Source organism: Rhizobium sp. P32RR-XVIII, from assembly GCF_012641395.1.
In the GTDB taxonomy this organism is placed as follows: domain Bacteria; phylum Pseudomonadota; class Alphaproteobacteria; order Rhizobiales; family Rhizobiaceae; genus Rhizobium.
This window is the reverse complement of record NZ_JABAIH010000002.1, coordinates 696,534-710,635: the sequence shown is the minus strand read 5'-3', so window position 1 is coordinate 710,635 and position 14,102 is coordinate 696,534. Positions and strand designations below refer to the sequence as shown.

Here is a 14,102-nt window from a genome sequence, read left to right as displayed (position 1 = left end):
TCAGCCGACCTTGACGAGACCCGAGCGGCCGACAACGCAGTTGCGGCCGCTCTTCTTTGCCTGATAGAGCCGTTCATCCGCCGCGGAGAGAACGGTGGTAAAGCTCACGCCATCCTCGTCCGCCGTTGCAACGCCGATGCTGACAGTGACGGACTGCGCGTCCGGCGTCCTGACGCTCGTCGCGATTGCCCATCTGAGGCGTTCGGCGACCAGCAGCCCCTCTTGGTGGCTCGTAGCCGGGCAGATCGCGACGAATTCTTCACCGCCGAAGCGGAACACCCTGTCTGCAGAACGCAGGATCGTTCCAAGCCGGGACGTGATTGCCTTGAGCACCTCGTCACCCTGCAGGTGACCGAAGTTATCGTTGACGTCCTTGAAATGGTCGGCGTCGATGATGATGACGGTTACGAAGTGCCCCTGACGCAACGCTTCACGCACCATCACCGGTGCTTCCAGCTCCATGCGCGAGCGGTCGTAAACGCCCGTCAAAATGTCCCTGCCCGTCCGTTCGAGAAGATCATTGTACCGCTCGCGGAACGTCAGATCGCCGAACAGGTCGCTGAGGGAGCGCGGCGCACCGGAAATAGCCTTTCGGCGAATATAAACCTCGTAGACGGCAAACAGTGCGGTGTAGACGAAGATCGCGAACATCTTCGCGATCCAGCCGCCCCAGAACGCTGCGAGCGGCACGTCGAGGAAAAGGTGCAAGGCGCCGAAGAAGCCGATCTGGTCGAACGTCAGCAAGACAAGGCCGCAGATCAGGAAACGAAAAATCACATTCCGTTTGATCCAGCGGCCGAGGCGCTCATAAAGCAGGATGATGCCGAGCGCATCGAGATAGAGCAGCGTCGTGCCCCAGACCATCAGCCAGCCCATTTCGTTCAGGAAAGCGAAATCGGCGCCGTTGCCGGGCGAAACTTCGACGGTCTGATGCAGCTGCAGAATCCAGGCGATCGCCACCGTCAGCAGATTGCCGATGAACAGCCCGTAGATCGGCTGCCGGACCGTCGATGCGTCCTCCTGAAGATAAAGCATCAGGATCATCATCAACTTGCCAGCGAAGAACACCGACGATCCCGGCGATGCGACGCCGAAGGGCAGCGACACATAGAAAACGGCGGCGAGGTACGTTTCGAGAAAGTGCATGACGCCCAGCGCCGTCATGAAGACGCCAAGGCCCAGCCGATGGCGGAAATGCAGCAAGGTCACCATCAGCGTGAAATAGCCGAGGGCTTGCAGGACAATGAGACCGAGGTTGAGAATTGCCATCACGCCTTCCACTCTCCAACCAGATCTGCATAGCGCGATAGGGTTAAAAAACGGTCAGGTCCGACAGTCGTCGTGAAATTAGGGGTGCATCAGGACGATGCGCATCCCGTGTTGCAGCCGCTCGCCGATGGCATTCCGAGGAAGAGCATTTCAGCGTCAGGCTAAACCTGACGCTCCTTTTCGCCGTCGCCAAAAAGCGACGGGCCGTGCTGATCGATGATCTGCTGTGCCTTGCGCACGGTGCACTCGATCGCATCGTCTGAAGAGGAAAACACGTCGGCGCGGATGAAATTGCGCACCAGAACCTCGTCGCCGACCGTCTTTTCGATGCGGCCTGCCAGGCGGAACTGGCTGCCTTCCTTCCGCGGCTCGGCATAGATGGCGCAATCGCCGTAAAGCTGCGGTTCGCCCTTAGGCGCCGCGCTGTCTTCGGCGGATTTGCCGCCGGAAAAGATCGAGACAATACTGGAAAAGATCGAAGCCATGTATCGCATTTAGCACGGGCCGCAGCTGCCCGCAAAGTCAAATGATGAGGTTGGCGAGGATCTCGTTCTCGGTGATGTCCTCGAAGCCCAGGCCGGCCTTTTCAAAATTCGCAATCAGCGTCGCGAAGTTCTCCGGTGCCGTGGTTTCGATACCGATCAGGACCGAACCGAAGTTGCGCGCCGTCTTCTTGAGATATTCGAACCGGGCGATATCGTCGTCCGGACCCAACAGATTGAGGAAATCGCGAAGTGCGCCCGGACGCTGAGGCATCCGCAGGATGAAATATTTCTTCAGGCCGGCGTAGCGCATGGCGCGCTCCTTGACATCAGGCAGCCGCTCGAAGTCGAAATTGCCGCCGGAGACGATGGCAACGATGGTCTTGCCGCGGACGGTCTGCGGGTCCATCGCGGCAAGCGCGGTCAGCGACAGCGCCCCTGCAGGCTCCAGCACGACGCCTTCGACATTCAGCATTTCCGAAATCGTCACGCAGATGGCATTTTCCGGCATCAGCATGACCTGTTCCGGGGAAAAGTCCCTGAGCGCTGCGAAATTAAGGTCTCCGATTCGGCCGACGGCTGCGCCATCGACAAAATTGTCGACTTTCTGAAGGGTGACCACCTCGCCCGCCTCGATGCTCCGCCTGAAACTTGGCGCGCCCGCCGGCTCGGTAAACACGAATGCGGATTTCGGCAGCGAGCCAGCAAGATAGCCCGTGATTCCTGCGGCAAGTCCGCCGCCGCCAACCGGCATGATCAGCATGTCGGGCACCCTGCCCTCCGGCAGCAGCTGCATGATCTCGGCGGCGACCGTCGCCTGTCCCTCGATGATGTCCTCATGGTCGAACGGCGGCACCATGACGCCTCCGGCAGCTTCCGCATGGTCGCGCGCCGCCTGGTAGCACTGATCGAAGAAGTCGCCATAGAGTTTGATGGTGATGAACTCCGCGCCGAAGATGCGGGTCTTGTCGATCTTCTGCTGCGGTGTGGTCACCGGCATGTAGACAACGCCCTGCACCCCGAAGTGGCGGCAGACATAGGCAAAGCCCTGCGCATGATTGCCCGCCGAAGCGCAGACGAAGACGCGCTCGCCGCCGCCTTGTGCAATCGCCTTGCGAAAGAAGTTGAAGGCGCCGCGAATCTTGTAGGAACGGACCGGCGAAAGGTCTTCCCGCTTCAGCCAGATTTCAGCGCCATAGCGCGCCGAAAGATGGTCATTGAGCTGCAGCGGTGTCGCGGGAAAGAGGCCGCGCAACGCTTCTTCAGCGCGCTCTACGTCCTGTCGTGTAATAGTCATCGGTGCATTCCTTATCCGGACACCGCTATGGCATAGGTCGGCTGGCAAAAGAAGCCGATTCAGCGCCCTTTCGGTTCCTGGTCCTACGGAAGGCTTTTTTAAGCGTGACGGCGGTTTATCGCCGTTGCCCGGTGCGTTTGCCTGGCAATGTTGCTAAACGTGACAGTATGATGATTTCACGTCTCCTTCGACCGCTCGCCTGGCTGCTGCTTGCGGCCATCATTTTCGTCACCGTTTCGCCGATCGACCTCAGGCCGCATACGATCACGACCGTCGATGGCGACCGCGCGCTTGCCTATGTCGTCGCGGGTTTCGTCTTTGCGATCGCCTATCCGCGGCAGTGGAAGCTCGTCGCACTCTTCTTGATCTTCGGTGCGCTTGCGATCGAATCGTTGCAATACCTATCGCCGACACGGCATGCGCGTCTGCACGACGTGGTCGTCAAGGCCGCCGGAGCCGCGCTCGGGATTCTCGCCGGCCGCGCCGTCTACCGGCGTCTGCAGATCAGGCAGAGGATCAAAACGGTACCTGCTCAGGGATAAACCTTCCTGAGAGTTGCAAAACATCTGCTTGACTGAATCGCCCAAGTGCTTGAAGGGAAAAAGTATGCGGGCGTGGCGAAACTGGTAGACGCAAGGGACTTAAAATCCCTCGGCCTTTGGCTGTACGGGTTCGATTCCCGTCGCCCGCACCAAATAAACAGAGCGTAGCGCCGCGTACTACGCCAGGCAGAAATTAAAAGCATCTGCATCCGCCGGACCTCGCGCCAACCGATCCGAGGGGGAAATCTCGTTCTGTCAGGGCGATTCGATTTCGCGATTTTGAACAAAATCCCGCTCCCGCCGGTTATCCCGGAGAACGACGACGAGAAAGACGATGGATTTCGTAGAGGCGGTCAACGCTGCCAAATCCTGGCTGCAGACTTTCCTTCTGAACGAGTGGACGCTCTATCAGTCCGCCCTGATCCTCGTCGGTTACCTGCTTTCCGGTTTCTTGGCCAAACGGATAGAGCCGGCAGTGGAATCCCGCGCCCGTACGATCAAGGGCAATCCGGACCTGCTGCGCGTCATCATCGCGTTCATGCGGCGACTTCGCTGGCTCTTCCTCATTGTGTGGCTTGCAATTGCGGATGTGGCGTTGCTGCAATTTGCATGGCCCTCGCACCGGTGGCTCGTGTCGACAGCACTTACGTTGGCGGTGGCGTGGTTCGTCATATCGGTGCTCACGCGCATCATCAGAAATCAAACTCTGGCGCGCGTAGTTGCCGCCGTCGGCTGGCTCTACTTTGCACTTTACGCGCTTGGGCTCGACGGCGCGCTTCTGGCAGCCCTCGATGGCGTGGCCGTCAATCTCGGCGCGGTTCGGCTGTCGATGTTGCTTGTCGTGAAGGCCATCGTCCTTTCTGTCGCGATGATCTGGCTCGCGGTCCTGATCGGCAACATGTCCTCCAACTGGATACAAAAATCCGCCGATCTCACACCATCCTTGAAGGTCCTCATCAGCAAATTGATCAAGATAGGGCTGATCGTTGTTGCGGGCGCAATTGCCTTGTCTGCAACAGGCATCGACCTGACGGCACTCACGATCTTTTCGGGTGCAGTCGGCGTCGGCATCGGTTTTGGCCTGCAGAAGGTCGTCTCCAACTTCATCTCCGGAATCATTATCCTGCTCGATAAATCCATCAAACCAGGCGACACGATTACGCTGGGGGAAACCTTCGGCTCGATTCGCGACCTGCGCTCCCGCTTCGTCTCGGTCATCACCAGAGATGGCAAGGAGTATCTCATCCCAAACGAAGACTTCATTTCTCAGCAGGTCGTGAACTGGTCGTTCTCCAGTGAATATGTCCGCATCGAAGTGAGCTTCGGAACCTCGTACGACAGCGATCCGCACGAGGTTGTCCGCATCGCTATCGAGGCCGCGCAAACCATACCCCGCGTTGCCAGCACCTACGCCAAGCCGGTCTGCTGGATGATAGGGTTTGGCGCATCATCGCTCGACTTCAAGCTGAGATTCTGGATCTCCGATCCGAGCAACGGACTGACAAACGTTCGCGGCGAAGTGCTCATTGCTTTGTGGGACGCGTTCAAGGCAGCGGGTATTTCCATCCCGTACCCGCATCGTGAAATCATCATGAAGACGCCTATTGAGGTCACCGGCGCATAAGGGAGCGAAGGTTGGCATGGCGCCTAAGGCACGACGAGGGCTCGCCGAAGGGTTGGAAAGCGAGCCCTGTCGCACCTCGTGCCGCGGGGACCTTCAAAACCCTGCGGCAGGTGGACCCACGATCTCTGTGTGCCCCAGTAGCAGAATGCCAGATAACGCAACCATCGCAAACCCGCCCAAAGGTACTAGTACGGTACCGGACCGGCGCGCGCGCTACATGTAAGCCGCCAGGATCAACAGCGCCCCTCCGGCTGCTGCCAAGCCCAGGCCCAGCCAGTTTCTCGTCACTCCCAGAAAACGAAGCCCCTGTCCACTCGGCTCCAACGTCCGCTTGGTGTCGGTAGAGGAAGTTCGGTGCGGATCGCTGAGCGGGCGCCGGCCGAGTGCCTCCCGGAACAGGAGGAAAGTTCCGCAGATCACGAGGGCTGCGCCGATCAGAACTACGAACACGGTGTCTCCTCTTGGCTTCCGCGCTTGATGAGGGAAAACTTTTCTACGCCACAAGTGTTCCTGCACGTCCGTGAATGGCAGGCATGATGTTGCGAGGTGAGCGTCCAAGGTACGAAAACGGACGTAGCGCGATTACATCATTGACCGCTTATATAACCCGAATACTATGCCCCCTGCCTGTACAGGTTAGAGGGGTTTCGGATGTTCACTTCCTGCAGACCAATACGCGAAGCCGATTTCAAGATTCTGTCTCGAGCCGTTCAGGCGTGGTACCGACACTATGGGGCGTCGGTGAACGATACGAGAACCCAAGTGCTATGCAGCGCCGCCATTGATCTCTACAACGACGGACACAGGACGATCGAGGAGATCGCTTCACGGTTGATCGATACCTACAACGGCCCGGATACAACCAGGATCAATGCCGCGACGTCCATGGCGATCCACTAGCCGTCCATGCGGGCTTTGAACGAGAAACGGCGCGGCAATAAACCGCGCCGTTTCTCTGTCGTGCGTAAGTTTTAGCCAGCGAGCTTTGCCGCGAGCCTTGCAACGTGCGCGCCCTGATACTTTGCGCCCTCGAGTTCGATTGCCGAAGGCGGACGCGAGCCGTCTCCGTTCGTGATCGTCGAGGCGCCGTAGGGCGAACCGCCCTTGATCTCATCCACGCCCATCTGGCCCTGGAAGGCATAAGGAAGACCGGCGACGACCATGCCCTGGTGCAGGAAGGTCGGGATGAAGCCGAGGATGGTCGATTCCTGGCCGCCATGCTGCGTAGCGGACGAGGTGAATACCGAGCCTACCTTGCCGACGAGCTTGCCGGCGAACCAGAGGCCACCCGTCTGGTCCCAGAAGTTGCGCATCTGCGATGCAACGGTGCCGAAACGCGTGCCGGCGCCCACGATGATCGCATCGTAGTCGCTAAGCTCTTCGGGGGTAGCGATCGGAGCAGCTTGATCAAGCTTGAAGTGGGACGCCTTGGCGACTTCTTCCGGCACCAGTTCCGGAACGCGCTTGACACTAACCTCGGCACCGGCCGATTTGGCACCTTCCGCAACGGCATATGCCATTGTTTCGATGTGGCCATACGCGGAATAATAGAGAACGAGAACCTTCGCCATAATGAACTCCCTTGAGACATGGGCTTGAACTGGTGACGGGCGGGGTTTTAGCAGTGCGCTCCTGCCAGCATAACCCGTTCGGGAGTAACTCAGTGTTCACTCGATGTAGACGAAAATTCACTTGTCGTTTCCATTGTGCCTTGCGCGACGGAGTGCCGCCGTTTGCAACCCCGAAAAAGGACGCTACCTTTAGCGAAGCCCCACTATTGGAAATCTTTCATGAGCAATGAAACCCTCGTCACCGCCGCCATGCTCGCCATCGGCGACGAACTCCTTTCCGGCCGGACCACGGACAAGAATATTGGCCATCTGGCGGATATGCTTCTGCTGTCCGGCATCGATCTCAAAGAGGTGCGTATCGTCGCCGACGACGAGGAGGCGATCGCCGATGCCTTGAATGCTCTGCGAAGCAAATATGATTACGTGTTCACGTCGGGCGGTATCGGCCCGACGCATGACGACATCACCGCGGATGCGGTCTCCAAGGCTTTCGGAGTGCCCTGCGAGCATGATGCGGCGGCAATGACGCTGCTCGGTGACATGTACAAGCGCCGCGAGATGGAATTCACCGAAGCCCGCCAGCGCATGGCGCGCATGCCGCGCGGTGCTGCACACATCGCCAATCCCGTCTCGACGGCGCCGGGCTTCGTCATCGGCAACGTCTACGTGATGGCCGGCGTGCCGCAAGTGTTCCAAGCAATGGTCGACAATGTTCTGCCGACGCTTCGCACCGGAACGCGCATGCTCTCGCTCGCCATCGCCTCTCCCTATGCGGAGGGCGAGATCGGCATGCCGCTCGCCGCCATTCAAAAGGCCCATCCGGAAACCAGCATCGGCTCTTACCCGCGCTACATCGGCCAGAAATTTTCAACGGAAATCGTCGTGCGCGGCCGTGCGCAGGCGGCTGTGGATGCGGCGGGCGCCGAAGTTCACGCCATGATCGAGGGCATTCGCAAAGCCAGGGAGATTTCGGAAAACCATTCCGCAGAAGCTTGAGCCGTTCACGCAGGGATTACCCTCGCCCGGAACCGTTCCGGCAGCGAACGCATTCCTTGCCTGCGGAGCTTATTTTCAGCTGCCAAGGAGAATTGATATGTCGTACAAAACCATACTCGCCATTCTCGATACGGCCGACTGCAGCCGGGCTGCCGCCGATTTTGCGTTTGCCATTGCCGCCGAACACGACGCTCACGTCATCGGACTCCATGCCGAAAGTATTTCAGCAGTCCCGCTGGTTGCGCCGATGGAAATTCCCGATCCGGTCGCCCTTCAGGCCCTGCAGGATATGGCCCACACCGAGACCGTCGAGGTGGAGCGCATCTTTCGTCAGAAAGCCGGGGCTTCGGGCGTGTCGTTCGAATGGCGCAGCTTTGCCACCGCGGCGGGATACGGCTCGGCACCGCTGATCGAGAGCGCCCGTAGCGCGGACCTCTTGATTGCCTCGCAGGCTGATCCTTCGAAGCCGTCGGACAACCAAGCCGACATCGACAGTTTCCTCTTCGAAAGCGGCCGCCCGGTTCTGATCATCCCCTACATCATGCGCCAGCCAAAGCCGATCAAACGGGTGATGATCGCCTGGAACGGCTCGAAAGAGGCCGCACGCGCGACATTCGATGCCATGCCGTTCCTGAAGGCGGCCGATGAGGTCGAAGTGTTCTCCGTCGACCCTGTGGATACGGCGATGCAGACCGCCGGCCTGGCGGGAGCCGAGATCGCTGCAACCCTTGCCCGCCACGGCGTGAAGGCCACGCTTGCGGTCGCCGAAAGCGCTCACAAGAGCGCCTCGAGCGTGATTGAAAACCGCCTCTCCGACAGCAGCATCGATCTTCTTGTCATGGGCGCCTATACGCATTCGCGCCTTTGGCAGATGATCTTCGGCGGCACGACGAAAGCTGTGCTGCAATCGATGACCGCACTCACCCTGCTCTCCCGCTGACGAAGCGGCGGGACTTGCGTTTTGGATGCAAATCCCGCTAATTGCGGCGACCGGCGACTGCCTCCGGCATTTCCTTTCGCGCAGTTCAGGCTGCGCGATTTGCGTTTTGACGGACAGCGTTCGATCGCCGGCGGTTTGCCTCTTTACGCCTGCGGAGCAGTTCGATGTCCCTCCCCGATAAAGCCTTTCCCGTTTCCTGGGATCAGTTCCATCGCGATGCCCGCGCGCTTGCCTGGCGCATCGCTGGCCTTAACAAAGAATTCAAGGGCATCGTCTGCATCACCCGCGGCGGACTGGTGCCGGCGGCAATCATCTGCCGGGAACTCAACATCCGCCTGATCGAAACGGTCTGCGTCGCCTCCTATCACGATTATGTGAACCAGGGGGATATGATGGTGCTGAAGGGCATTGCGCCGGAGCTCAAGGAGAATGGCGGCGAAGGAATCCTCGTCGTCGACGACCTGACCGATACCGGCAAGACGGCGGTGCAGGTCCGCGCCATGCTCCCCAAGGCGCATTTCGCCTGCGTCTATGCCAAGCCCCTCGGCGTGCCGACGATTGACACCTTCGTGACGGAAGTCAGCCAGGATACCTGGATCTACTTCCCCTGGGACATGGGCTTCAGCTACCAAGAGCCGATTGCCAAAGCACCGCGCTGACGCTGCCCTGCCATCCCGGTGTGGCGTGATTACCAGAGCACAGGTCGATGCTTGTTCGTGGCCCGAATCACACAGAGCAACCGTCGGCATTCCGGGGTGGATTAAAGTCCTCACGTTGCTCTCGACGCGTTCTGGGGGCTCTCCGAATCGCAATGCCGATTGAAGCGAGAAATACAACTGATAGGTTTGGATTTCGGTCGACTTTTTCTTCTCGCCTGCGCTTTTGGGCACTTGGGGCCTTCAAAACCCCTGAGGATCAGGCGCTTCCGGCTTTTCCCCAGTCTCCACAGCCCCGTCCACAATATGTTGTGGTGAATGCTTCCTTAACGACCACCCCTTGACGGAATCACCTGTTTCTCACTTAATGATTTCCGATGTTTCGGCGGTAGCTGAACCGGAATTAACGAGGCCGGTTCTTTTCAAAACTCAAGCGTGAATCAAGGCATTGCATCCATGACGGAGGCCTGCCCCTGAGGGATTTTGCGCGCGATTTTGTTCTTCAAAAAGTGACATCCGGGACTGGCGATAAGAAGCTGTTAATACTATATTTAGCGTTTGCAGCCACCATCACCACAAGATACAGGGAAGTCATTCTGCAATGACACTCCTGTCACGATACGGAAACGAGAACTGGCTGCGCATCTTCCGGCGCTGCCGGATGAGGAAACTTGCGCCTTGGTCAAGGGGATGGGGGCGCGCAAATAGAGGTTCAAGGAAATGCGCATAGAACGCCGTTTCACAAAGGCAGGTCAAAGCGCTTACGCGGAGATCGAATTCCGCAAGGCGACCAGCGAGATCAAGAACCCCGACGGTTCGATCGTTTTCCGCCTGGAGAACATTGACGTTCCCGCGCAGTTCTCCCAGGTCGCGGCCGACATCCTGGCGCAGAAGTATTTCCGCAAGGCCGGCGTTCCGGCAAAGCTGAAGAAGGTTGAAGAAAACGACGTTCCTTCCTTCCTGTGGCGCTCCGTTGCCGACGAAGCCGCGTTGAAGAGCCTTCCGAAGGAAGAGCAATATGGCTCGGAAACCGATGCGCGCCAGGTCTTCGACCGTCTTGCCGGCACCTGGACCTATTGGGGCTGGAAGGGCGGCTATTTCTCGTCCGAAGAAGATGCCTCTGCCTTCAAGGACGAGCTTGCCTACATGCTCGCCACCCAACGTGTTGCCCCGAACTCCCCGCAGTGGTTCAACACCGGCCTGCACTGGGCCTACGGCATCGACGGCCCCGGCCAGGGTCACTTCTATGTCGACCCCTTTACCGGCAAGCTGGTGAAGTCGAAGTCTGCCTATGAGCACCCGCAGCCGCATGCCTGCTTCATCCAGTCCGTCGAAGACGACCTCGTCAACGAGGGCGGCATCATGGATCTCTGGGTGCGCGAAGCGCGCCTCTTCAAGTACGGCTCCGGCACCGGCTCCAACTTCTCCATGCTGCGCGGCGAAGGCGAAAAGCTTTCCGGCGGCGGCCGTTCCTCCGGCCTGATGAGCTTCCTGAAGATCGGCGACCGCGCTGCCGGCGCGATCAAGTCGGGCGGTACGACCCGCCGCGCCGCCAAGATGGTTGTCGTCGACATCGACCATCCGGATATCGAGGAATACATCAACTGGAAGGTCAAGGAAGAGCAGAAGGTTGCCGCCCTCGTCACCGGTTCCAAGGTCGTCGCCAAGCATCTGAAGGCGATCATGAAGGCCTGCGTGAACTGCGAAGGCGACAATGGCGATTGCTTCGACCCGAACAAGAACCCGGCGCTGAGGCGCGAAATCCGCGCTGCCAAGAAAGACCAGGTTCCCGAGAACTACGTCCAGCGCGTCATCCAGTTCGCCCGCCAGGGCTACACGGATATGGAATTCAAGACCTACGACACGGACTGGGACAGCGAAGCCTACCTCACCGTATCGGGCCAGAACTCCAACAACTCGGTCTCGATCAAGGACGACTTCCTGCGCGCAGTCGAAAACGATGGCGACTGGCACCTGACCGCCCGCAAGGACGGCAAGGTCATGAAGACGCTGAAGGCCCGTGACCTCTGGGAGTCGATCTCCTACGCCGCCTGGGCATCGGCGGATCCCGGCCTGCACTTCAACACGACGATGAACGACTGGCACACGTCGCCTGCCGGCGGCCAGATCCGCGGCTCGAACCCGTGCTCGGAATACATGTTCCTCGACGACACGGCCTGCAACCTCGCTTCGCTGAACCTCTTGCAGTTCAAGGACAAGGCAACGAAACGCATCGACATCGCCGACTACGAACATGCCGTCCGCCTTTGGACCGTCGTGCTCGAAGTCTCGGTCATGATGGCGCAGTTCCCGTCGAAGCGGATCGCCGAACTCTCCTATGAATACCGCACGCTCGGCCTCGGCTACGCCAATATCGGCGGCCTCCTGATGTCGTCCGGCATTCCCTATGACAGCGCAGAAGGCCGCGCCATCGCGGGCTCGCTGACGGCGATCATGACCGGCATCTGCTACGCAACGTCAGCCGAAATGGCTGCCGAGCTCGGACCGTTCCCGAACTTCGCACCGAACCGCGAGAGCATGCTGCGCGTCATGCGCAACCATCGCCGCGCCGCCTACGGCGAGACCTCCGGCTACGAAGCGCTGTCGGTGAACCCGGTCGCGCTTGTTCATTCCGAAAACCCGGACCAGGATCTCGCCGCCCATGCCAAGAGCGCCTGGGACAAGGCCATCGAACTCGGCGAGAAGCACGGCTACCGCAATGCGCAGGTCTCGGTCATCGCGCCGACCGGCACGATCGGCCTTGTCATGGACTGCGACACGACCGGCATCGAGCCCGACTTCGCCCTGGTCAAGTTCAAGAAGCTCGCCGGGGGCGGCTACTTCAAGATCATCAACCGCGCCGTTCCGGAAGCGCTGCGGACGCTCGGCTACTCCGAAAGCCAGATCGCCGAGATCGAAGCTTATGCTGTCGGCCACGGCAACCTGAACCAGGCGCCGGCAATCAACCCCTCGACGCTGAAGGCCAAGGGCTTCACGGACGAGAAGGTCGAGGCTGTCAACGGCGCGCTGAAGAGTGCCTTCGACATCAAGTTCGTCTTCAACCAGTGGACGCTCGGCACCGACTTCCTGAAGACCACGCTTGGCGTCAGCGACGAGCAGCTTGCCGACATGAGCTTCAACCTGCTCGACCACATGGGCTTCACCAAGAAGGATATCGAGGCCGCGAACATTCACGTTTGCGGTGCGATGACGCTGGAAGCCGCGCCGTTCCTGAAGAACGAGCATCTGCCGGTCTTCGATTGCGCCAATCCCTGCGGCAAGATCGGCAAGCGCTACCTCTCGGTCGAGAGCCACATCCGCATGATGGCGGCTGCCCAGCCCTTCATCTCGGGTGCGATCTCCAAGACGATCAACATGCCGAACGATGCGACCGTTGAGGATTGCAAGAGCGCCTACATGCTCTCCTGGAAGCTCGGCCTCAAGGCAAACGCGCTTTACCGCGACGGTTCCAAGCTGTCGCAGCCGCTGAACGCCTCGCTGATCGAGGAGGAAGGCGACGAGGATGCGCTGGAAGAGCTGCTGCAGCAGCCGGTCGCGGCTCAGGCCGTCACCGTCACGGAGAAGATCATCGAGCGTGTGATCGAACGCGTCACCCGCGAGCGTGAAAAGCTGCCGAACCGCCGCCAGGGTTATACCCAGAAGGCCGCCGTCGGCGGACACAAGGTATACCTGCGCACCGGCGAATTCGGCGATGGCCGTCTCGGCGAAATCTTCATCGACATGCACAAGGAAGGTGCGGCCTTCCGCGCGATGATGAACAACTTCGCGATCGCCATCTCGCTCGGCCTGCAGTACGGCGTGCCGCTCGAAGAATATGTGGAGGCCTTCACCTTCACCAAGTTCGAGCCGGCCGGCATCGTCATCGGCAACGATGCGATCAAGAACGCCACGTCGATCCTCGACTACGTGTTCCGCGAACTCGCCGTCTCCTATCTCGGCCGCCACGATCTGGCGCATGTCGACACGTCCGACTTCTCCAACACGGCGCTCGGCAAGGGCATCCAGGAAGGCAAGACGAACCTCGTCTCGACCGGCTGGACCCGCGGCTATAAGCCGACGCTGGTTCCCGGCACCGGCGGCGACCGCCAGGTCGGCGAGCCGAAGGGTGCGGCCACCGCCGCCCCCGCCCGCGCCTCTTCCGGCGGCACGGTGACGTCCTTTGCGGGCGCTGCCGCCCGCAAGCTGGAACCGACCGTTGCCATCTCCACCTCCGAAATCGTCGCCTTCAAGCGCGATTACGAGGAGCGCGCCAAGGAATTGGCCGAAGAGATCGCCGAAGAGGTGAGCGAGGAACTCGTCAGCGAAGACCAGGCAACCGCCCTCTTCTCCGACAAGGCCGCAGCCGACGCTGCATCGGCGAAGACGGAAGCCAAGAAGGTCGAAGCCGAACGCCGCGCCCGCTCCATCATGCAGGGTTACACCGGCAACATGTGCTCCGAGTGCCAGAACTTCACGATGGTGCGCAACGGCACCTGCGAGAAGTGCGACACCTGCGGAAGTACGAGCGGCTGCAGCTGATTGGCTAATTCACAATGGATGGGATAAGGGCGCTTCGGCGCCCTTATTGTTTGCGGACGACGCTTTCTCCAGCCTCATCCTGAGGCGCGGAGCCCGAAGGGCGCAGCTTCGAAGGATCAGAGGCTGGCCACCGCCGGTGCCCACATCACCGCCCTCGTCCTTCGAGGCTTCGGCTTCGCCTGCGCG

General features: G+C 60.0%; 12 protein-coding genes and 1 tRNA gene. 8 read left to right on the top strand and 5 right to left on the bottom strand.

All coding sequences use genetic code 11. The features are described from left to right. The 3 genes from HGP14_RS08635 to ilvA form a co-directional block, all read right to left on the bottom strand. Positions 1 to 1,272, bottom strand: a complete 1,272-nt coding sequence (locus tag HGP14_RS08635; RefSeq protein ID WP_312862107.1) for a GGDEF domain-containing protein — start codon at positions 1,270 to 1,272, stop codon at positions 1 to 3. A 158-nt stretch (positions 1,273 to 1,430) separates the two neighbouring features. Then, positions 1,431 to 1,754: an HlyU family transcriptional regulator gene (locus HGP14_RS08630; RefSeq protein ID WP_168829407.1), complete on the bottom strand. Its 324-nt coding sequence runs from the start codon at positions 1,752 to 1,754 to the stop codon at positions 1,431 to 1,433. Positions 1,755 to 1,791: 37 nt separating this feature from the next. Then, positions 1,792 to 3,042 (bottom strand): threonine ammonia-lyase, encoded by a 1,251-nt coding sequence (gene ilvA / locus HGP14_RS08625; RefSeq protein WP_168829627.1) that lies wholly within the window; start codon positions 3,040 to 3,042, stop codon positions 1,792 to 1,794. Positions 3,043 to 3,215: 173 nt separating this feature from the next. On the opposite strand from ilvA, the gene HGP14_RS08620 reads away from it, so the two are divergent. The 3 genes from HGP14_RS08620 (at position 3,216) to HGP14_RS08610 (ending at position 5,214) form a co-directional block, all read left to right on the top strand. Next, a complete protein-coding gene (locus HGP14_RS08620; RefSeq protein WP_168829406.1) occupies positions 3,216 to 3,590 on the top strand; it encodes a VanZ family protein in 375 nt (124 codons plus the stop codon). Between the two features lie 66 nt (positions 3,591 to 3,656). Then, positions 3,657 to 3,742, top strand: a tRNA-Leu gene (locus HGP14_RS08615). Positions 3,743 to 3,924: 182 nt separating this feature from the next. Further along, a complete protein-coding gene (locus tag HGP14_RS08610) occupies positions 3,925 to 5,214 on the top strand; it encodes a mechanosensitive ion channel family protein (RefSeq protein ID WP_168829405.1) in 1,290 nt (429 codons plus the stop codon). 213 nt (positions 5,215 to 5,427) lie between these two features. On the opposite strand, the gene HGP14_RS08605 is transcribed toward HGP14_RS08610, so the two are convergent. Further along, on the bottom strand, positions 5,428 to 5,664 hold the full coding sequence (locus HGP14_RS08605) for a hypothetical protein (protein ID WP_168829404.1): 237 nt from the start codon (positions 5,662 to 5,664) through the stop codon (positions 5,428 to 5,430). 291 nt (positions 5,665 to 5,955) lie between these two features. On the opposite strand from HGP14_RS08605, the gene HGP14_RS36440 reads away from it, so the two are divergent. Continuing rightward, positions 5,956 to 6,114 (top strand): hypothetical protein, encoded by a 159-nt coding sequence (locus HGP14_RS36440; RefSeq protein WP_312862106.1) that lies wholly within the window; start codon positions 5,956 to 5,958, stop codon positions 6,112 to 6,114. Positions 6,115 to 6,185: 71 nt separating this feature from the next. On the opposite strand, the gene wrbA is transcribed toward HGP14_RS36440, so the two are convergent. Beyond that, positions 6,186 to 6,785, bottom strand: a complete 600-nt coding sequence (wrbA, locus tag HGP14_RS08595) for an NAD(P)H:quinone oxidoreductase type IV (protein ID WP_168829402.1) — start codon at positions 6,783 to 6,785, stop codon at positions 6,186 to 6,188. Positions 6,786 to 7,004: 219 nt separating this feature from the next. Here wrbA and HGP14_RS08590 point away from each other — a divergent pair, with 219 nt between their 5' ends. The 4 genes from HGP14_RS08590 to HGP14_RS08575 all read left to right on the top strand — a co-directional run bounded on the left by HGP14_RS08590 (position 7,005) and on the right by HGP14_RS08575 (position 13,916). After that, on the top strand, positions 7,005 to 7,781 hold the full coding sequence (locus HGP14_RS08590; protein WP_168829401.1) for a competence/damage-inducible protein A: 777 nt from the start codon (positions 7,005 to 7,007) through the stop codon (positions 7,779 to 7,781). Between the two features lie 97 nt (positions 7,782 to 7,878). Next, entirely contained in the window at positions 7,879 to 8,721 is an 843-nt protein-coding gene (locus tag HGP14_RS08585; RefSeq protein ID WP_168829400.1) for a universal stress protein, read from the top strand. 164 nt (positions 8,722 to 8,885) lie between these two features. Next, positions 8,886 to 9,380, top strand: coding sequence for a xanthine phosphoribosyltransferase (gpt, locus tag HGP14_RS08580; RefSeq protein ID WP_168829399.1), 495 nt, complete (start codon positions 8,886 to 8,888; stop codon positions 9,378 to 9,380). A 717-nt stretch (positions 9,381 to 10,097) separates the two neighbouring features. Further along, positions 10,098 to 13,916, top strand: a complete 3,819-nt coding sequence (locus HGP14_RS08575; RefSeq protein ID WP_168829398.1) for a vitamin B12-dependent ribonucleotide reductase — start codon at positions 10,098 to 10,100, stop codon at positions 13,914 to 13,916. Positions 13,917 to 14,102 lie beyond the last annotated feature (186 nt).